The sequence below is a fragment of the Stenotrophomonas sp. TD3 genome (genome assembly GCF_001939825.1).
GTDB lineage: Bacteria > Pseudomonadota > Gammaproteobacteria > Xanthomonadales > Xanthomonadaceae > Stenotrophomonas.
On the sequence record NZ_MOYM01000001.1, the window covers coordinates 666,280 to 684,579 of the forward strand.

16 protein-coding genes and 1 pseudogene are annotated in these 18,300 nt (G+C 64.0%); 15 read left to right on the forward strand and 2 right to left on the reverse strand.

The annotated features are described in order from the left end of the window. Positions 1–835 precede the first annotated feature (835 nt). From BKE09_RS03125 to BKE09_RS03175, 11 genes are all read left to right on the forward strand, one after another. Complete coding sequence (locus tag BKE09_RS03125) at positions 836–1,582, forward strand: hypothetical protein (protein ID WP_012112309.1); 747 nt, start codon at positions 836–838, stop codon at positions 1,580–1,582. A gap of 118 nt (positions 1,583–1,700) precedes the next feature. Then, on the forward strand, positions 1,701–1,913 hold the full coding sequence (locus tag BKE09_RS03130) for an AlpA family transcriptional regulator (RefSeq protein ID WP_012112310.1): 213 nt from the start codon (positions 1,701–1,703) through the stop codon (positions 1,911–1,913). Positions 1,914–1,955: 42 nt separating this feature from the next. Further along, positions 1,956–2,831 carry a ParA family protein gene (locus BKE09_RS03135; RefSeq protein ID WP_012112311.1) on the forward strand — a complete coding sequence of 292 codons (876 nt, stop codon included), beginning with the start codon at positions 1,956–1,958 and terminating at the stop codon, positions 2,829–2,831. Further along, positions 2,815–3,075: a hypothetical protein gene (locus tag BKE09_RS03140; protein WP_075674834.1), complete on the forward strand. Its 261-nt coding sequence runs from the start codon at positions 2,815–2,817 to the stop codon at positions 3,073–3,075. The genes BKE09_RS03135 and BKE09_RS03140 overlap by 17 nt, the downstream gene beginning before the upstream one ends. After that, positions 3,068–4,732: a ParB family protein gene (locus tag BKE09_RS03145; protein ID WP_075674835.1), complete on the forward strand. Its 1,665-nt coding sequence runs from the start codon at positions 3,068–3,070 to the stop codon at positions 4,730–4,732. Before BKE09_RS03140 ends, BKE09_RS03145 begins: the two co-directional genes overlap by 8 nt. Before the next feature lie 15 nt (positions 4,733–4,747). Beyond that, positions 4,748–5,308: a DUF2857 domain-containing protein gene (locus BKE09_RS03150; RefSeq protein ID WP_012112314.1), complete on the forward strand. Its 561-nt coding sequence runs from the start codon at positions 4,748–4,750 to the stop codon at positions 5,306–5,308. A 3-nt stretch (positions 5,309–5,311) separates the two neighbouring features. Continuing rightward, positions 5,312–6,562, forward strand: coding sequence for an STY4528 family pathogenicity island replication protein (locus BKE09_RS03155; RefSeq protein WP_012112315.1), 1,251 nt, complete (start codon positions 5,312–5,314; stop codon positions 6,560–6,562). 331 nt (positions 6,563–6,893) lie between these two features. Continuing rightward, positions 6,894–7,682, forward strand: coding sequence for a PFL_4669 family integrating conjugative element protein (locus tag BKE09_RS03160; RefSeq protein ID WP_012112316.1), 789 nt, complete (start codon positions 6,894–6,896; stop codon positions 7,680–7,682). Next, a complete protein-coding gene (locus BKE09_RS03165) occupies positions 7,679–8,206 on the forward strand; it encodes a DUF3158 family protein (protein WP_003098978.1) in 528 nt (175 codons plus the stop codon). Before BKE09_RS03160 ends, BKE09_RS03165 begins: the two co-directional genes overlap by 4 nt. A gap of 73 nt (positions 8,207–8,279) precedes the next feature. Next, on the forward strand, positions 8,280–8,720 hold the full coding sequence (locus BKE09_RS03170; RefSeq protein WP_075674836.1) for a single-stranded DNA-binding protein: 441 nt from the start codon (positions 8,280–8,282) through the stop codon (positions 8,718–8,720). 283 nt (positions 8,721–9,003) lie between these two features. Then, positions 9,004–11,034, forward strand: coding sequence for a DNA topoisomerase III (locus tag BKE09_RS03175; RefSeq protein ID WP_003116834.1), 2,031 nt, complete (start codon positions 9,004–9,006; stop codon positions 11,032–11,034). 723 nt (positions 11,035–11,757) lie between these two features. On the opposite strand, the gene BKE09_RS03180 is transcribed toward BKE09_RS03175, so the two are convergent. Next, the gene (locus BKE09_RS03180; RefSeq protein ID WP_003098972.1) at positions 11,758–12,393 is read right to left on the reverse strand and encodes a cation transporter; all 636 of its coding nucleotides are present in this window, start codon (positions 12,391–12,393) and stop codon (positions 11,758–11,760) included. 384 nt (positions 12,394–12,777) lie between these two features. Here BKE09_RS03180 and BKE09_RS23595 point away from each other — a divergent pair, with 384 nt between their 5' ends. Next, positions 12,778–13,014 (forward strand): hypothetical protein, encoded by a 237-nt coding sequence (locus BKE09_RS23595; RefSeq protein WP_003098970.1) that lies wholly within the window; start codon positions 12,778–12,780, stop codon positions 13,012–13,014. A gap of 454 nt (positions 13,015–13,468) precedes the next feature. Here BKE09_RS23595 and cadR read toward each other — a convergent pair whose 3' ends face one another. Then, positions 13,469–13,867 (reverse strand): Cd(II)/Pb(II)-responsive transcriptional regulator, encoded by a 399-nt coding sequence (gene cadR, locus BKE09_RS03195; RefSeq protein WP_003098965.1) that lies wholly within the window; start codon positions 13,865–13,867, stop codon positions 13,469–13,471. Positions 13,868–13,958: 91 nt separating this feature from the next. On the opposite strand from cadR, the gene BKE09_RS03200 reads away from it, so the two are divergent. The 3 genes and pseudogenes from BKE09_RS03200 to BKE09_RS23875 all read left to right on the forward strand — a co-directional run. Next, on the forward strand, positions 13,959–16,871 hold the full coding sequence (locus BKE09_RS03200) for a heavy metal translocating P-type ATPase (RefSeq protein WP_170871723.1): 2,913 nt from the start codon (positions 13,959–13,961) through the stop codon (positions 16,869–16,871). Between the two features lie 3 nt (positions 16,872–16,874). Further along, entirely contained in the window at positions 16,875–17,375 is a 501-nt protein-coding gene (gene lspA / locus BKE09_RS03205) for a signal peptidase II (protein ID WP_003098955.1), read from the forward strand. 465 nt (positions 17,376–17,840) lie between these two features. Continuing rightward, positions 17,841–18,023: pseudogene (locus BKE09_RS23875) on the forward strand (hypothetical protein); the annotation flags it as partial. Between the last annotated feature and the right edge of the window lie 277 nt (positions 18,024–18,300).

Here is an 18,300-nt window from a genome sequence, read left to right on the forward strand (position 1 = left end):
ACGAGACAGGCACTAGGGCGCTAAATCCTTGTTTCCCAATCACATTCTTCGCCGCCGTGAGCAGCGAAGGCCTGAATTATAGCCTTGTTCTTCGCCCTCGGCAACAAAACTCATCCAACAACTTCCATCAGCGTCCAAGGACTGCCATTTCATCCCCTGACAACCGACGCAGAATACACGGCTACCAGAGGCCCGCCCCTGCAACGCCGCTCGACACTCAGGTCTCCTTGCGTCAGGAATGGCATCAGCATCGAACGTTGAGACCGCGCTTGGTTTGATGCCGTGCGCACCACAGCCCAAGGCTGTTCGTGATGAAGGCCAAGCGGCGAGCAAGGAAAGATGGGGCGCATGTTCACATCACCTGGTCAGCTGGCGACCGTGTGGGAGCGGCGCGCAACAGCCTCAAACTGGCCACAGCCCAGGATCGCTGGATGCTATGTCGATATATCAGGATGCCAGAACAAGCATCACACGCGCGGTTTTCTCTGCGTCCCTCTGGACGTTGAGCAACGACTGCGCCCCAGCGCGACTTGTGAAACCGTAGGGATATCAGACCATAGCGAATCGGTCTTGATACGCCTGACGCACCCCATGACGCTGGCACCGTGAGCGCCATTGTCGAGCGTGCTTCTTCCTTGTTACTCGACGGGCCGGCAACTGGTCGATTCTTGCACATTGAGCAAGAGAGGGCCACCTGTGGCGGATGCCATGATCTCGTCCGCCCACGTTCCGGGGCATTCGTCCCTGGCATCCGCCACAGGCATAACGACACAACAGCCCTTGGCAGGGCGAGAAAGGAGCCGGTGATGTAGCGCTTCCGAAAGGAGACGAAAACATGCACAAGGAGCCACCATTATCAAAGGTGTTCTATCGTCCCATCGAAGCTGCCATACGGTGGGCTGGGTTGTTGCGGTACAAGGCGTCGATCCTCGCCTCGATCGCATCACCGCGGTGCCTGCCGCAGACATTGGACTGCCCGCGATGGAACGAGTGTCGGCTGTACTCGGAACGCATCTACGACGGCATCCTCAACTCGGAACTGCCCTTTGGCAAGAACGGGATCACGCTCAATGACCCAGAGTTGGTGAGTTCACCCGATCTGACCATCCGCCACGTCGATCTGAAACGCTGGATGCGCACTCACTATCCTGAGCATCGACCCGGATTCCTGTTCAGCCGCAGCGAGCGCATGGCGCATCCCTCCATCACCCTGGAAACAGGACAGGCAATCCTGCTGGAACGGCAGGCTCTGCAGGCCGCGCTGGACCATAGCCGGCGTGAGATGCGCAAACTTCAAGCGCAACACGAAGCCTTGCTCAAGCAGTCCGCGGTGCTGTTGGCATCCAAGCAGTGCGCGATCAGTGATCGAGCGGAGACCACGTACCTGAACATCATCGGTGGCATGCTGACGCTGATGCTGGGTCAATCCCCATCGGGTGTGCCGTACTCCAGCTTCAAGACGCAGGAGGCAATCGTCACCGCATTGCTCGCCCACTATGGCGGCACCATGGGCATCACGGAGCGAACCTTGAACGGCAAGTTCGCCAACGCCAGGAAGAATGTGCGTAGCGCAGCCGCGTGAATTCTTCCATCTTGTATGTGCAGTCTCGGAGATTGCATTTGCAATGTCTTTTTGCAGCCATGTCTATTGAATAGAGGTCACGCCAACAAACGCCACTGAGCGTTCAGGAGTGACCGCCATGTCGCAAGTACCTGTACTGCCACCGCACGAGCGCCGCATCCTGCGGCTCGATGAAGTTGAAGCGAAGTCCGGCTTCAAACGCGCCCACATCTACAACCTGATGAAGAAGCGCCAGTTTCCACAGGCGTTGCGCCTTGGCGTGCGCGCGGTGGGCTGGGATTCGGTCGAGATCGATCAGTGGATCGCCGAACGCCTTAACAACCGCACCTGACTCGCTCCCCCTCGGACTTCCCATCGCCAAACGGAGAGCGCCATGCAGGTCGTATCCATCATTTCAACGAAAGGTGGCGTCGGCAAGACGACCACGGCCGCCAACCTCGGCGGGCTCGCCGCGGACGCGGGGCTGCGCGTGCTGCTGCTCGATCTCGACGTGCAGCCCACCTTGTCCTCCTACTACGATCTGGCTCACCGCGCGCCCGGCGGCATCTATGAGCTGCTGGCGTTCAACGAGCGCGGTCTCGACCAGCTCGTGTCCCGCACCATCATCGCGGGCCTGGACCTGGTGCTCTCGAACGACCACCGGGGTGAACTGAACACCTTGCTGCTGCACGCGCCAGACGGGCGCCTGCGGTTGCGCCACCTGCTGCCGGCGCTGGCGCCGCTCTATGACCTGGTGCTAATCGACACCCAAGGCGCGCGCTCGGTGCTGTTGGAGATGGCGGTGCTCGCCTCCGGCCTGGCGCTGTCACCCGTGACCCCGGAAATCCTTGCGGCCCGCGAACTGCGGCGCGGCACCATGCAGTTGCTGGAGGACATCGCGCCGTATCGGCACCTTGGCATCGAACCGCCACCGCTGCACCTACTCATCAATCGTGTCCACCCCGTGTCCGCCAACGCACGCATGATCCAGCAGGCGCTGCACGACCTATTTCAGGATCACACGGGCATCCGCGTGCTGGGCACCGACGTGCCGGCCATCGAAGCCTATCCGCGCGCTGCAACCCGCGGCATGCCGGTGCATCGCGTCGAGTATCGACAGCCACCAGGCAGAGTTGCGCCCGCTGCGCTCGACACCATGCGCACGCTCGCCGGCGAACTGTTCCCGCAGTGGCAAGACAGATTCGCCCGCGTGTCCGGCCGTCCTCCACGTTCTATTGAAACCGGGAGGTCCCGTGGCGAGCGCACATGAACTGTCCCGTGGCCACAAGCGACTGCGCGCCCTGATCGCGTTTGCGGTGAGCGAAGGCTGGCACGTCAAACGTACTCGGGGTGGACACCTCAAATTCACCAAGACCGGCTGCGCCGCCATCTACACCAGCTCGACAGCGAGCGATTACCGGGCAGACCTCAATGCCCGTGCGCAGATCCGCCGAGCCGAGCGCGAGGCCCGCATGGCCCGGCCCGCCAACGCCGAGGGATGCGGCCATGGCTGAGATGACCTCCCAGGACATGGCCGGCAAGCTGCTTGCCGCCGGGTTCGAGCGCAGTGGGCCATCGGCCACGGCTTTGAGTGACCCCATCGCCGACACGCCGATGGTCGTGACGCTGGACCAGTTGCGGCCCTACGACCACGATCCCCGCAAAAAGCGCAACTCGGCCTACGATGAAATCAAGGCCTCCATCCGCGAGCGCGGCCTGGATGCGGCGCCAGCCATCACACGCCGTCCTGGCGAGGCGCACTACATCATCCGCAACGGCGGCAACACCAGGCTGGCGATCCTGCGCGAACTCTGGACAGAAACGAAGGACGAGCGCTTCTTCCGCATATCGTGCCTGTTCCGGCCGTGGCCTGCGCGCGGGGAGATCGTCGCGCTGACCGGGCACCTCGCCGAGAACGAACTGCGTGGCGGCTTGACGTTCATCGAGCGCGCCCTCGGCGTCGAGAAGGCGCGCGAGTTCTATGAAGCGGAAAGCAGCACGACCTTGAGCCAGTCCGAGCTGGCCCGTCGCTTGGGCGCCGACGGCTTCCCCGTGCAGCAGTCACACATCAGCCGCATGGCCGATGCGGTGCGCTACCTGCTGCCTGCGATCCCGACCGTGCTGTATGGTGGCCTCGGTCGCCACCAGGTCGAGCGGCTGTCGGTCATGCGCAAGGCCAGTGAGCGCACGTGGGAGCACTATGCCAAGGGCCGCTCCCTGCCGCTCGACTTCGACAGTTTCTTCCAAGAAGTGCTGTCGCAGTTCGATACCCAGGCCGACGAGTTCTCGCCGCAGCGTGTGCAGGACGAGTTGATCGGTCAGATGTCCGAGCTGCTGGGCATCGACTACGACGTGCTTGCCCTGGACCTGACCGAATCCGAGAGCCGCCACCGCGCCCTGGTCAGCGACCCAACCCCGCCATCGGCGCCGCCGGCATTGCCTGAGCCTGGGGCCATCGCACGGCCGCCGATTGAACCGGCACCGTCCCCCGCCACAGCAGCACATTCTGCAGGCCACTCTGCCGCCGCGCCGACAAGGCCCCAGGACGATGCGGCCCCGCGTGAGGCATCCGCAGCCACCCCTGCGGCAGCGGCTGGCGATCTACTTGACGAGCACATCGTCTCTCCGGCACCCACGACGCAGCGGCTCCAGTCCATCCAGCGCATGGTCGCCGACCAGTTGGGCGATGCGCTTCCGCCCGACTTCTCGGCCAACGTGCTGCAGTCGATTCCCGTGCAGGCCGGTGGCCTCTATCCCATCTCGGACATCTGGCATATCGAGCCAGGTCTCGACGCACCCGGCCGCCTGCGCGTCCACATCGCGCAGTTCGCGCGCGAGATCGCGGGCGAGGTCGACCTGGACGCGTGTGTCGAGGATCGTTCAGATGGCATCGGGTTCGCGTGTCGTGCCCCGACCCAGGTTTCGTCGCCGCTCGCACGTGCCGTGCTCGCGCTGCTGGTTTCCCTGGCCGGTCAGCAGTCGGCCGACGTGGGCTTGGACGGCGGGCACTTCGTCACCGACCTGCCAGCGCTGTTGCACGGCCAAGGCCAACGTCATGCCGACGGGGCCCGGCGATTGAGCGACACCGCGCTGGTCAAGCTGTTTCGTCTGCTGCGGCTGGCCCGGCGCCTGCTGGATCTGGAAGCCGGCGCTCTCGGTCCTGGGACCTGAGCGAGGGAGGCCCGCATGTCCGCACCTAACCCACTCAACCAGGCCGTCATCGCGCAGGCGCTCTACGATCTGCGCAACGGGCAACTGCGCCGCTGCAAGGCGATGGGATTCGGTGAGGAAGAATTGGATGCGCTCAAGCATCCGGCGCTGATCAGCGTACTGGCCAATGCCAGCGTCTCGTGGTGCTCTGTCTCGGTGAACCGGGAAGTGCTCCGGCGATTGCTCAAACAGGCGCAGGACGTGGAGAAGGAGATCGCCACCGTCGATCGCATGTTGCGCCTGGGGGCCAGTACGGAAATGGCGAGCCGTTTTTATGGGCTGACGCACCAGGAAGTCGCGCTACGGCGTGAAGTTCTCGGCCTGCCCAAACGCAAGGGGCGCCATCCGGTTCTGGACGAGGAGCAGGACACCGAGCTGTGGCGACGCTGGAAGGCCGTGACCAGCAGCAGGAATGTCGAGCTGGAGGATGAGACCTCGGTTCTTGATGCGGCAATGGACCTCGCCGAGGGCATGGAACTGCCGCTGTCGGTGGTCTGGGCTGCGATCAAGAACTGGATCGATCAGGGATTGGGTTGAGTCATGGCCGTGGACGACGCTGCACCACGAGCACCACGCCAAGGCCCGGTCGCCCTCGCTGATCTGTTCGACAGCGCGCTGAAAGACCTTGCACCGAAACCTCGCCCGCCCGCGTCCGCGCCAGCTCCCGCATCCGCAACATCTCCTGTCTCCGCAACCGGCGACGGTTTTCTGTTCAGCGGCAATCGGCACGAGAGCGTGCCGCGACGGCTGTTCCTGGACCGACGCCTGACGCCGCTGGAACGCAATGCCTGGCAAGTCTTTCGGATGATGCTCAACGAGGATGGGGTCACGGCGTTTCCGACGTATGAGCAACTTCGCCCGTGGCTCGCGTCAATGCCCTGCGCCGGACAGGCCTCTCACGAGACCGTGGCACGGGCGCTGACGCTGTTGCGCCTGACTCGCTGGTTGAGTCTCGTGCGCCGCAGGCGTGACCCCAAGACCGGGCGCATCCTCGGCAACCTCTACGTCCTGCACGATGAGCCCCTGACGCCTTTCGAGGCGATGCAGCTCGACCCGGACTACTTGGAGCTCGTCAGCCAAGCCCTGGGCCATTCGGCCAAGGCCGTCCAGGTCGTGGGCTTGCACACCCTCAAGGAAATCGCCGAAGACCCGTTGTTGTCTGGCCGCACGTTGCCCTCGCGGCTGCAGGTCCTTGCCGAACGCCTCGCGAGCCAGGGCATTGGGTCGCAGGAGAGTTATCCACAGAAGGATAGGGTTCACGATTCCGAAGAAGGGGCGCCGAGCCTTCTTCGGAATTCTGATGACCCCTCTTCGGATTCCGAAGCAGGGCCGAAACCCGCGTCAGACGGCGCTCTTCGGAATCCGAAGCAGGACCGTACTGTACGTAGTAGTCGTATGAATGAAGTACGTACTACCGCGCGTGAGCGTGGGCAGGCGCGTGCGATGCCAGGAGTTCGCCTGCCTGATCGCTTTCTCGGCTTGAAGGAAGAGCAGCAGGCCGCCGCCATCGTGGCATTGCAGCAGGTCGATGCTCCGCTACGCCAGGCCGTGCTGGACGAATGGGCGGATCGCTGTCGCGGCAGCACCATCCGCAACCCGGCAGGCTACCTGTTCGGCATCATCCAGCGCGCCATCCGTGGCGAGTTCAACGCCTGGGCCAAGCAAGCCGGGTCAGCACCGCCACCTGCCCCTGCACGAGATGCACCGCCTGAACCACCGCGCAATGTGGTTCCACCCGAGGTGGCCCGGCAGCACATTGACCGGCTGCGCGACCTTCTGCGCAGTAGCTGAGCGCGACGAGCGACAAGGGCGTGAAGCAGACGTCGATGGCCGTCAGTAGAGCTATCCCCAGGGGATAGATGTACTACAAGCTGTAACGCCGACAGGCACGGCATGGCACTTCGGTCCAGGGGGGCCGTAATGGCGTCGGTTGCATGAGCGCACGCACCATTTGCGCGAGCAGCGCTCCATGGCTTTCGATGGAGCTATCCCCTGGGGATAGCTCGTGTCACAGGCCACCGCTGCCACGACAACCGGGTCCCGGTTCATTTCGGTTTGTTGACTGACTGCCTTCCGTTGCGTGCCGATCCTGACCGCTCCTTTTCCCAAGCGAGCGGACGCCATGGCAACCAACGAACCTCTGCAACTCAATCTCGGCTCTTTGCGCAGCGCGATGTCGCTGACGCTTCACACCCACCACGCCTCGCGCATCTGGCATGGCCGCGCCGCCGCCGAGGGGCGACCCGGCATCGTCGGCCTGAACGGCTACATCGCCGTGATGAACAAGATGAAGCGCGGCTCGGAGCAGGACGACCCGTACAGCGACTGGTGGATGTTGCGCATCGAGGAAAAGCTCGACCAGACCAGGACCACGTTGCAATCGCTGCGCGAGCAGGTTGACCAGGCACTGGCCGGCGTGCCTGCGGCGTTGAGCCTGGGTGAGAACCTCAACGTGCAGCCGGTGAAGCTCCCCTTGTTCGTGAACGCGCAGCTCGGCTTTGCCGCCGTCTATCTGCTGGCCGACTACGACGACATCGCCCGCAAGCTGATCCTCGCCCACCACACCGCGCTGATCGATCGCTCGACGTTGGAGCGCTGGCTCAACGAAGGTGCCCACGCGCTGCGCAGCCTGTTCAGCCTGGCCCAGCAATACCGCTACTCGGGCTGCACCCGCGACGACTTCGCGGCCAAGAACGCCGCAGCTCGGGCAGCATTGGAGAAGTTCGGCGAACTGCCGCAGGACGTGCTCGAAGGCATGCGCCGCTCGAAGTTTGCGCCGCCCGTCGTGCGCCGTGGTCTGCAACAGCGTGGTGATAGCGCTGCCGCAGCCGCATCTCCCACCGACGAAGGCGCTGCCGCCGATTCGGCCGAGGCCAAGTCCACAGCCGCCGGCGAGGACGAACCGGCATGAGCGACCCGAACCGCGAACCGCGCTACTTCCGTCGTCTGGAACAGCCAGCCTTCATGCGGCTGGAACACGCGGCCTCTCTAAAAGGCCTTTTAAAGCCTTTTAAAGGTAAAGGGGACTTCGAGGCCTGGGCCAGCCAGTGCTTCGCCATGCGCGACGAGTTGATTGCCCTGGCGCAGCGACAGGTGCTGCCACAGGCGTGCGGGCATCCCTTCCACCTGCTTCCCGTCGAGCTGGCCCAGCAGACCACTGGCGCAGGCACGACCTTTCTTCGCTGGCGCAAGCACGATCGATCGGCCATGGGCGTGGCGTTGTGGCAGGAGCTGATGGCGAGCCCCAGCACGCCGGTCAACCTGCTGCACGACCTGCACGAGATCGAACTGCAGCGCGTCATGCTGAACATGCAGATCAGCCTGCTGCACACCCTGGGCAGGCAAGCACAGGAATGCGCCAGCAAGGCCGCGCAGGCGGACAACACCTACCTGCGCCGGCTCGCGTCCGTTCCTGCCGCAGTGCGCGATCGGTGATTGCGCCTGCCATCCGAGCACGCGCCCGAGCCCAACGAGGCACGGGTATTTCAACCACCACGGAGATTCCAACATGAGCACACAATTCATCGGCGAGGGCAACATCGGATCGCCTCCCGAGTACCGCGAATTCCCCAATGGCAACGACGATCCTCGCCGGTTGCTCCGGCTGAACGTGTACTTCGACAACCCCGTCCCCACCAAGGGCGGCGAGTTCGAGGACCGCGGCGGCTTCTGGGCGCCGGTGGAACTCTGGCACCACGACGCCGACCGCTGGCAGCAGCTCTACCAGAAGGGCATGCGGGTGCTGGTCGTCGGCCGCATGGAGCGCGACCACTGGACGGACAACGAAGATCAGCCGCGTGAGACTTGGCAGGTCAACGCGCGCAGTGTCGGCATCCTGCCGTACCGCATCGAGTCTGTGGCCCTCAGCCCGAAGCCACAGGAGGCAGAGCCGAAGCCCCAGGCCACCCAGGAATCGACGGCGCCGAAAGAGACCAAGCGCAGGAAGTGATCGGGCATGGAGGGCGGCTGCCGCAGTGCTTCGCCGCCCTCCATGCGCTGCGAATTATCCCCAGGGGATAGCTCCACCAACGTCCACCGAGTTCCACGCGCGCTCCCGGAAATCGCGGCTCTCGGCCCGCACACTTCCGGCCACGCACCTTCCCCGCACTCGCCATTTCATCGGCGTGAAAGCGGTCGCTGCCGCATGCGGCTTGTTTGCTGCTGCCAGGGGCTGCGCTCGGCATCCTCGATCCCAGCAACTCCATGAACAACAGGAATCGGGATGGACGGATATGCGGCTGTTCTTGTGCGAGAAGCCCTCCCAGGGCAAAGACATTGGCCGGATTCTCGGCGCCACGCAGCGCGGTGAAGGCTGCCTCAACGGTTCCGGCGTCACGGTCACCTGGTGCATCGGCCATCTCGTGGAGGCGGCGCCGCCCGAGGCCTACGACGAGCAGCTCAAACGATGGTCCGTTGAGCAGTTGCCCATCATTCCCCAGCACTGGCGGGTCGAGGTCAAACCGAAGACCGCCACGCAATTCAAGGTCGTCAAGGCGCTCTTGGCGAAGGCGACTCACCTGGTTATCGCCACCGATGCCGACCGCGAGGGCGAATTGATCGCCCGCGAGATCGTGGAGCTTTGCGGCTACCGCGGCCCCATCGAACGCCTGTGGCTGTCGGCGCTCAACGATGCGTCCATTCGGGCGGCACTGGGCAAGCTGCGGCCTTCGGCCGAGACGCTTTCGATGTACCACTCGGCGCTGGCGCGCTCCCGTGCGGATTGGCTCGTGGGCATGAACCTGAGCCGGCTGTTCACGGTGCTGGGGCGACAGGCGGGTTACGACGGCGTGCTGTCGGTCGGCCGCGTACAGACCCCGACGCTCAAGCTCGTTGTGGACCGCGACCGCGAGATCGCGCGCTTCGTGTCCGTACCATACTGGGCCATCGCCGTGTCCCTGTTCGCAGGCGGTTCGACTTTCGCCGCGCAATGGGTTCCACCCGATGCGTGCACCGACGACGCAGGCCGCTGCCTGCGGCAGCCGGTCGCACAGCAGACCATGCAGCAGATCCGCGCTGCGGGCAGTGCCCACGTCGTGTCGGTGGAGACTGAGCGTGTCCGCGAAGGCCCGCCGCTGCCGTTCGACCTGGGCACCTTGCAGGAAGTGTGTTCCAAGCAGCTTGGGCTGGACGTGCAGGAAACCTTGGAGATTGCCCAAGCCCTGTACGAGACGCACAAGGCCACGACGTACCCCCGCTCGGACTCCGGCTACCTGCCCGAGAGCATGTTTGCCGAAGTGCCCACCGTTCTCGACAGCCTGCTCAAGACCGATCCCTCGCTGCGCTCGATCATGGGCCAGCTCGACCGCTCGCAGCGCTCGCGCGCCTGGAACGATGGCAAGGTCACGGCGCACCACGGCATCATCCCGACGCTCGAACCGGCGAAGCTCTCCGCCATGAGCGAGAAGGAACTGGCCGTGTACAGGCTCATCCGGTCGCATTACCTGGCGCAGTTCCTCCCTCACCACGAGTTCGACCGCACTGTGGCCAAGTTTTCGTGCGGGGGGCAGAACCTGGCGGCCACGGGCAAGCAGGTTGTCATCCCGGGTTGGCGCCAGGTGCTCGCCGAGCCGCAGGCCGAAGACGGTGATGGCGAGGGCGATACTGCGGTCCGCGCCCAGGTGCTGCCCGCGCTGCCGAAACTGTATGAGGGCCTGGCATGCCAGGTGGCCGACGTCGATCTCAAGGCACTCAAGACGCTGCCGCCCAAACCGTACACGCAAGGCGAGTTGGTCAAGTCCATGAAAGGCGTCGCCAAGCTGGTGTCCGATCCCCGCCTGAAGCAGAAGCTCAAGGATACGGTTGGCATCGGCACCGAAGCGACGCGGGCCAACATCATCGGCGGCCTGATCGCTCGCGGCTACCTCGTGAAGAAGGGGCGCGCCATCCGCGCCTCGGATGCGGCTTTCACTTTGATCGATGCCGTGCCTGCGGCGATTGCCGACCCTGGCACCACCGCCGTCTGGGAACAGGCGCTCGACATGATCGAGGCCGGACAGCTCACCCTGGACGTGTTCATCGGCAAGCAGGCCGCGTGGATTTCGCAGTTGATTGCGCAGTACGGCAGCGCCTCCCTGTCCATCAAGGTTCCCCAAGGGCCGGCATGCCCGCAGTGCGGCGCACCCACGCGCCAGCGCAGCGGCAAGAGCGGCCCGTTCTGGTCGTGCAGCCGCTACCCGGACTGCAAAGGCACGCTGCCAGTCGAATCCGGCAGCTCCAAGCGCGGCGCCTCGCGCCCGCGCCGTAGCGGCCGCAAAGGCTCCTGACCGCCCCCGTTCCCCGTGAGCCGTGCCCGCCTTCGGCGGCGTGGCCCCTGTCCCGCACTCCGCCGCATGCCCTGCGGGACGCCCAGCGCGCAACGCCTTCTTGATCCGTGTGCGCGTCCCGCCCAGCCGTCCCCGGCCGCGGGACCTGAAGGTAGCTTCTCTGCGAGCCGCGCCACGCGCGTTCTGTTGATCTGCGTTTCTTCCGCCCTCTGCGAAGGGTCTCCCGGTGGCTTGCCAGGCTGCACGAGCCACCGGGAGACCCTTCGTGGTCAGCGGTAATCGGTGCCGGTGCCCGCCGGTGCAAAAACGGGCTCCCTTTGTGCGCGGATGTGCGCCAGACGATGCCGGCCCCAGCCACGACATGGGCCGGGTGTGATTGCTTGATGAGCAGACGGTTCTAGCGACGACCGGGCCTGCCAATCAGCCCACGGGTGGTTCCTCTTTTCTCCCGAGCCGAAGGCCGTTGGGCCTTCGGCGCCATTCTCCTGCCCATCAACGTCCCGGCCCGGCCATTGGCCTGGGCCACACGAACAGGAGAGACGACATGCACCCTCAACCTTGCGCACCGCTGCTGTACGGCAGACGGAGGTCGAGAACGGCATGCCCGCCTATCGCGCGGCCATCGCCAATGGTACGCTCGGCTGCAGCCGAGGCCGTAGCCCAAAGGCTGGACTACCTCTTTTGCAGAGGTAAACCTCGGGATGAACTGGGCGAAAACATGCCTTATGTGCCCGCCTTACGGCGAGCTGTTTCCGATGCTTCGCGCAGGATTTCCCGCCCCCCATTCGCTGCGATTGCGGCCACGATGACGCCCAGCACCAGATCCGGGATGTTCGACCCGAACCCCATCACCAGCACCCCGGACAGCACAATCGCACCATTGACGATGGAGTCGTTGCTGGTAAAGATCGCTGACGCCTTGAAGTTCACATCTTCCCCGCGATGGCGGCGCAGTAGTCTGAGGCACACTAGGTTCAAAGCCGCGTTCAGCGCGGCCATGGCCATCATGGCTGGGCCGACAGGCTCTTCCCCTCCAGCGAAGCGGCGTAGGACTTCCAACAGCAGCAGCGCGGCCAGGCCGATTAGCAAGAAACCCGACAAGCGGGCCGCGCCCACCTTGACCGTTGCCGCACGACCGACGGCATACAGGCTAACCGCATAGACCGACGCATCGGCGAGGTTGTCCAACCCGGCGCCCATCAGCGCCGTAGAGCCAGCCCAGATGCCAAGGGCAATGCCGGCGGCGGACTGCGTCAGGTTGATCAGCAACACAGTCAGAAGAATCTTTCGGTCCTTCGCATCGCTCGCATCTAGGCGGCCCAACTCGTCGTTTTCGTGATTTCTGTGGTTTTCAGCCATGCATTGTTCCTTCCAAATCGATGGATGCTGAAGCCTGTAGCGGCTGGAGAGTCAAGGCGCAGATGCAACGAACTTGCCACAGGGTCTTCCCGGACGCCCTTGACTCTACCGTAGCTAGAAGGTTTTCCAATCCAGTCAGAGCTTTAGGACAGAACAGATGAGCACCAATGCGCCCCCTTCATTGCGACTGTCATCCGGTATGGCTGCTATCCACTGATCCGTGGCGCCACTGCGGTTGTGCTCTTCGGCGAGCTCGCGACCGGCCGGCCGTCTTTTCCGACGGAGCTACTCACAGTGATCGTCGCGCTCGCTTGTGCCGCCTTGCTAGAGGGCGGGCGGCCTTTCCACTCCCCGTTGAGCCAGTAGCGGCGTTCCAAGCTGTGGTTGGCCGTCGGCGCATGGCTCGGCTTCTTGGTCGTGCATCTGGCCTTCCAGCACTCCAATCTGGGATACCGGGTCGGGCCGTTGGGATTGTTGATCGGGGTGGCTGAAGCCCATCGCTGGCATCACAAGCGTGAGCACGAAGACGCCCAAGTCAACTACGGCGATTTCTGGATGCCCGGGGGCCACTTGTTCAGCGCTTTCCGGTCGCAAAAGCACACGCTGGGCGCCAAAGAGTGACACTCAAGAAAGATGGACTTTCCAATGGACTACGGCCCGCAGCTTGTCTATCCCTTCCGGAGCCGGCCAGCAGCGGCAAACGCTTGCGCTGCTGGCTATACGATCTTGCCCACGTCGCATTCTTGCGCGAGTCGGGCCTTGCGGCTTCTTGCGAAGCGATCGCGAGTTGCGTGGCGTGCCCATGAGTCGGGCCGCGTCGTGGCGCACTGCTACCTTGGCCTGCACCTGCACCTGCGCAGCCACGCCGCGATGCTCGGTCTGGCCTGGAGAACCCGTAAGGTGGCGGAGATTGCGGCGCGCAGGTCGTCCGGCTCGCGCTGGCTCCTGTGGGCCACGCCCTCGGTCGCACGCCGTCTCAAAACGTCAGAATCGCGCGCTTTCGCATGATGGAGCGCGGCACGTGGCTCTCAGAACTGGACCCGATCACTTCCAGCACCGATGACACGCTCGAGCTTCAGGCGGGCTCGGCCAAGCTGTTGAGAATGCCGCACTCGCGCGAGGTTCGGGCGCTATCGCAGGAGCGTCGCAGATCCATTAACTCGCGCTCCAAGGCGCGCAATTCCTTCATCTTGGTCCGCACTTGCGCGATATGAGCGTCGACCAGCGCGTTCACCTCGCCGCAGCCCAACTCTGGCCGATCCCGTAAGTTCAGCAGTTGACGGATCTCATCCAGCGTCATGTCCTTCGCCCGGCAGCGGCGGATGAACAGCAAGCGCTGCAAATGGACTTCGTCATAGAGCCTGAAGTTGCCCTCGCTACGTGCAGGCTCGGGCAGCAAGCCTTCTGACTCGTAAAAGCGCACGGTCTGCACCAAGCAATCTGCCTTCTTGCCCAGTTCACCGATCCGCATCATGGTTGCTTCCTATAAAAAACTTGACTCTATATCTACTAGAGGTTTTCTAATGATGGCATCCGGGGAAAACCTTGTCAATGAAGAGCGATCTATGAACAAAGAACCTTCCAGCCCATGCGCCTGCTCCGGCGGCAATGGCCAACAGACGGCGTGCGCCAGTGAGCAGGCCAGCACTGAAACCACCGTTTTCCACGTGAGCAACATGGATTGCCGCAATGAGGAAGCACTGGTGCGGCGAACGCTGGAGGGCATGCCCGGTGTCGAGCGGCTCCTGTTCGATCTTCCGCAGCGTTTGTTGACCATTTCGCACCGCGAAGTCTCGGCCGATGCCTTGGAGCAAGCGCTGAATTCGGTGGGCATGAAGGCTCAGGCTGTCCGAGACGCCGCCGTGTCGACCACCTACCGCATCGAGAACATGGACTGCCCGAGCGAGGAGAAACTCATCCGCTCGCACCTCGGGGCAGTCGAGGGAATTCAGGACCTCGACTTCGACCTCGCTGAGCGCACCCTGTCGGTGAAACACCTCGCTCAGGCACGCGCGCAGATGGAGCAGGTCCTGGCCTCGATCGGCATGCGCGCCAAGGAGCAGACCTTCGGCCACACGGGGCCGATCGAAGCCGCGGCTGTGATCCCATCCTCGGCCCTGCAGCAGCAACCAACCGCTGCCGTTTCCACGCCGCCGATCGGCGAGCGGGTGACGTACCGGATCGAGAACATGGATTGCCCGACGGAAGAAGCGCTGATCCGCGACCGGCTGGGCAAGCTGCCGGGTGTGACCGCGCTCGACTTCAATCTGATGCAGCGTGTGCTGGGAGTCCAGCACACGCTGGCGACCTCAGCGCCGATCGAGAAGGCGCTTGCTTCCATTGGAATGCAGGCTGCGCGGCAGGACATGCAGACAGCCACCACGGTACTTCGCATCGCGAAGATGGACTGTCCGACCGAGGAAAGTCTGATCCGCGGCAAGCTGCAAGGCATGCCGGGCGTGCAGGGAATGGATTTCAACCTGATGCAGCGCACGCTCACGGTTCGGCACACACCCGACGCGATCAAGCCGGCAGTCGAAGCCATCGAATCGCTGGGCATGGAAGCCGAGGTCCAGAGGACTGATGAGCCGCGCGATGCCCCGGTGGCCGCGCACAAGACCAATTGGTGGCCGATGGCGGTTTCGGGCGTTGCGGCGGTGGCCGCCGAAGGCGTGTACTGGGTCAACGACGGCAATCATTGGGCCGTGATCGTGCTGGCACTGGTTTCGATCTTCACCGGCGGCCTCAGCACCTACAAGAAGGGCTGGATCGCGCTGAAGAACCTCAACCTGAACATGAACGCCCTGATGGCCATCGCGGTCACCGGCGGCATGGCGATCGGCCACTGGCCGGAGGCCGCCATGGTCATGTTCCTGTTCGCGTTGGCGGAAGTGATCGAGGCGAAGTCGCTGGACCGCGCCCGCAACGCCATTCGGGGGCTGATGGACTTGGCGCCCGAGACCGCGACCGTGCGGCAGGCCGATGGCTCATGGACAGAGCTGCCGGCCAAGGAGGTCGCAAAGGGCGCGGTGGTCCGCGTGCGTCCTGGCGAGCGCATCGCACTGGACGGCCTGATCACCTCGGGTCGATCGGCCATCAACCAGGCGCCCATCACCGGCGAGAGCCTGCCCGTCGAGAAGGCCGAAGGTGACCAGGTCTTCGCCGGAACCATCAATGAGACCGGCTCTTTCGAATACAAGGTGACCGCAGGCGCCAGCGACTCGACGCTCGCGCGCATCATCCATGCCGTGGAGTCCGCGCAGGGCAGCCGTGCGCCCACGCAGCGCTTCGTCGACCAGTTCGCCCGCGTCTACACGCCGGCGGTGTTCGCGGTGTCCGTGCTGGTTGCCGTCGTGCCGCCGCTCGCCTTCGGCGGCGCATGGTTTGACTGGGTCTACAAGGCCCTGGTACTGCTGGTGATCGCCTGCCCCTGCGCTCTGGTCATCTCCACGCCGGTCACCATCGTCAGCGGCTTGGCCGCTGCCGCCCGACGCGGCATCCTGATCAAGGGTGGCGTCTACCTGGAGGGCGGGCGCAAGCTCAAGGCGTTGGCCCTGGACAAGACCGGCACACTCACACATGGCAAGCCCGAGCAGACCGACTTCGTGCCGCTGATCGACGAGGCGCAGGAAGTTGCCGCCTGGGCCGCAAGCCTCGCGGCACGCTCGGACCATCCTGTGTCTCAGGCCATCGCCCGCAAGGCGAACCGTGACGGCATCGCGCTGCACGAGGTCGACGACTTCGCGGCGCTGCCTGGCCGCGGCGTGCGCGGCCGCGTCGCCGGGCGCATGTTGCACATGGGCAACCACAGGCTCGCCCAGGAGCTGGGCCTGAGCGAAGCGACGCTCCAGGCTCGGCTGGAGACCCTGGAGCGCCAAGGCAAGACAGCGATCCTGCTGATGGACGATGCGACCGTGCTCGGCATTTTTGCAGTGGCCGACACCGTGAAGGAAACCAGCCGTGAGGCGGTGGCCGACCTGCAGGCGCTGGGTGTGCGCACGCTGATGCTGACGGGGGACAACCAGCACACGGCCGCGGCCATCGCTGCCCAGGTCGGAATCTCTGAAGCCCGTGGTGACCAACTGCCCGAAGACAAGCTCAAGACCATCGAAAGCCTGGTCGGCGGCGAGGGCCAGGTGGGCATGGTGGGCGACGGCATCAACGATTCGCCCGCGCTCGCCCGTGCCGACATCGGCTTCGCCATGGGCGCGGCCGGCACCGACACCGCGATCGAAACAGCCGACGTCGCCCTGATGGACGACGACCTGCGCAAGATCCCCGCCTTCATCCGGCTGTCGCGTAGCACTGCGGCGATCCTCACGCAGAACATCGTTCTGGCCCTTGGCATCAAGGCGGTGTTCCTTGCGTTGACGTTCACAGGGCATGCCACCATGTGGATGGCTGTGTTCGCTGACATGGGGGCAAGTCTTTTGGTTGTCGTCAATGGGCTGCGCCTCCTGAAGTTCAAGGCGGCATGAACAATGGATGAACCATCTCTTCGCAAGACGCAGTGGTACTCACTCGCGATCGTTATATTCGCCGGCGATCAGGCAGCTAAGAGCTACATTGACGCGACAACTCCCTTGGGTTGGTCGCACGAGGTGGCGTCATTCTTCAACCTAGTTCACGCTCTCAATCCCGGCGCGGCGTTCAGCTTCCTTGCTGGCGCGGGCGGCTGGCAGCGGTGGTTTTTTCTGGCGATCGCGTTCGCAATATCGGCATGGCTCGCATGGCTGCTCTCCCGGCCGCTGCGCAAAACGGAAGGCCTTTCGTACAGCCTCATTCTGGGCGGCGCATTGGGCAACGCGTTCGACCGCGCCACGCGCGGGCACGTTATCGACTACATCGACTTTCACCTGCACGGCTGGCACTGGCCCGCCTTCAACATCGCTGACATGGCCATCGTGGGCGGGGCGATCGCGCTGGTGGCCCAGTCGTTCATGAGCGTGGAGAACCCGGCCGCCACAAAGGAGTCCCAGTGACATTGGGACGATCCGGAAATTCGCAATGCACACGGTGCAGGACACCAATCTGAAGAGAACGGCCCCCAGCATGAGCGGCCGCGGCTTGGCCCTCATGCTAGCGCCCACCGCCGCTTTTGCTGCAACGCCCTGTTGCGATGGCGGCGATTGCTGCAACGACGTCGCAATGCCTTGCTGTGAATAAACAGCACGCAAGCCAGTTGACCTGGCAATTATGAAAGTCCATCACGGCGATGCTGGCCTTTTTCGTTCCAATGAGCCGTCACGGAGAGGTGATGATGAAGCTATGCCGGGATCCTGCAAGCTTTAGGACGGTCTTCTTTACCGCATAGCGATATGCTGATGTCACCCGTTCGCCTCGCCTGGCAAGTACAAGTAGTTCGTCGCGGTTTTCTGGCCGTGTCCGCCCGCTTCGCTGGCCCTTTTGCCCCAAACAAGCGCAATCATGCCTGCGTTACCACCAAAGTTCGCCCCCGCCAGTTGCTGTTCCTAAAGGGCATCAAGCTCAACGCCATCGCCGACCGGCCAGCGTATTTCGCATCGCTGCGTGCCCGTCGGGGCCAGCCCATCGTCATCCTCGCAGAGCTGGGACCGGACGAGGCATTCGCCCTGTGGAAGCAGCATGTACTGGGCGACAGGCCTCGCTGACCCAGTTTCGCCTCATCCTCCTGACAGCCCCGCACTTATTGCGGGGCTTTCTTTTTTCCGCGTTCGCCAATCGGGGCTGTTGCAAATGCCGATTTCCGGCTGACGCGGCTCGCCTCGCGCATGAAGCTGCCCGCATGTGTCGCTGATTCGTCAGCACCATGCCAGCAGCCAGAGTTTCCAGGCTGCCGCGGATTCTTTCCGCGCTACCCGCCAGTCCGCCATCGCATCGAGTCTGCGGACGCGCGTCACCCGTGACGCCGATGCTTTTTTCTCAACC

Excerpts from the sequence above, each read along its gene's own strand:
- BKE09_RS03200 (WP_170871723.1), top strand. The coding sequence starts at position 13,959 with ATGAACAAAGAACCTTCCAGCCCATGCGCCTGCTCCGGCGGCAATGGC.
- BKE09_RS03155 (WP_012112315.1), top strand. The coding sequence starts at position 5,312 with ATGGCCGTGGACGACGCTGCACCACGAGCACCACGCCAAGGCCCGGTC.
- BKE09_RS03170 (WP_075674836.1), top strand. The coding sequence starts at position 8,280 with ATGAGCACACAATTCATCGGCGAGGGCAACATCGGATCGCCTCCCGAG.
- BKE09_RS03165 (WP_003098978.1), top strand. The coding sequence starts at position 7,679 with ATGAGCGACCCGAACCGCGAACCGCGCTACTTCCGTCGTCTGGAACAG.
- BKE09_RS03175 (WP_003116834.1), top strand. The coding sequence starts at position 9,004 with ATGCGGCTGTTCTTGTGCGAGAAGCCCTCCCAGGGCAAAGACATTGGC.
- BKE09_RS03150 (WP_012112314.1), top strand. The coding sequence starts at position 4,748 with ATGTCCGCACCTAACCCACTCAACCAGGCCGTCATCGCGCAGGCGCTC.
- lspA (WP_003098955.1), top strand. The coding sequence starts at position 16,875 with ATGGATGAACCATCTCTTCGCAAGACGCAGTGGTACTCACTCGCGATC.
- BKE09_RS03145 (WP_075674835.1), top strand. The coding sequence starts at position 3,068 with ATGGCTGAGATGACCTCCCAGGACATGGCCGGCAAGCTGCTTGCCGCC.
- BKE09_RS03160 (WP_012112316.1), top strand. The coding sequence starts at position 6,894 with ATGGCAACCAACGAACCTCTGCAACTCAATCTCGGCTCTTTGCGCAGC.
- BKE09_RS03135 (WP_012112311.1), top strand. The coding sequence starts at position 1,956 with ATGCAGGTCGTATCCATCATTTCAACGAAAGGTGGCGTCGGCAAGACG.
- cadR (WP_003098965.1), bottom strand. The coding sequence starts at position 13,867 with ATGATGCGGATCGGTGAACTGGGCAAGAAGGCAGATTGCTTGGTGCAG.
- BKE09_RS03125 (WP_012112309.1), top strand. The coding sequence starts at position 836 with ATGCACAAGGAGCCACCATTATCAAAGGTGTTCTATCGTCCCATCGAA.
- BKE09_RS03180 (WP_003098972.1), bottom strand. The coding sequence starts at position 12,393 with ATGGCTGAAAACCACAGAAATCACGAAAACGACGAGTTGGGCCGCCTA.
- BKE09_RS03130 (WP_012112310.1), top strand. The coding sequence starts at position 1,701 with ATGTCGCAAGTACCTGTACTGCCACCGCACGAGCGCCGCATCCTGCGG.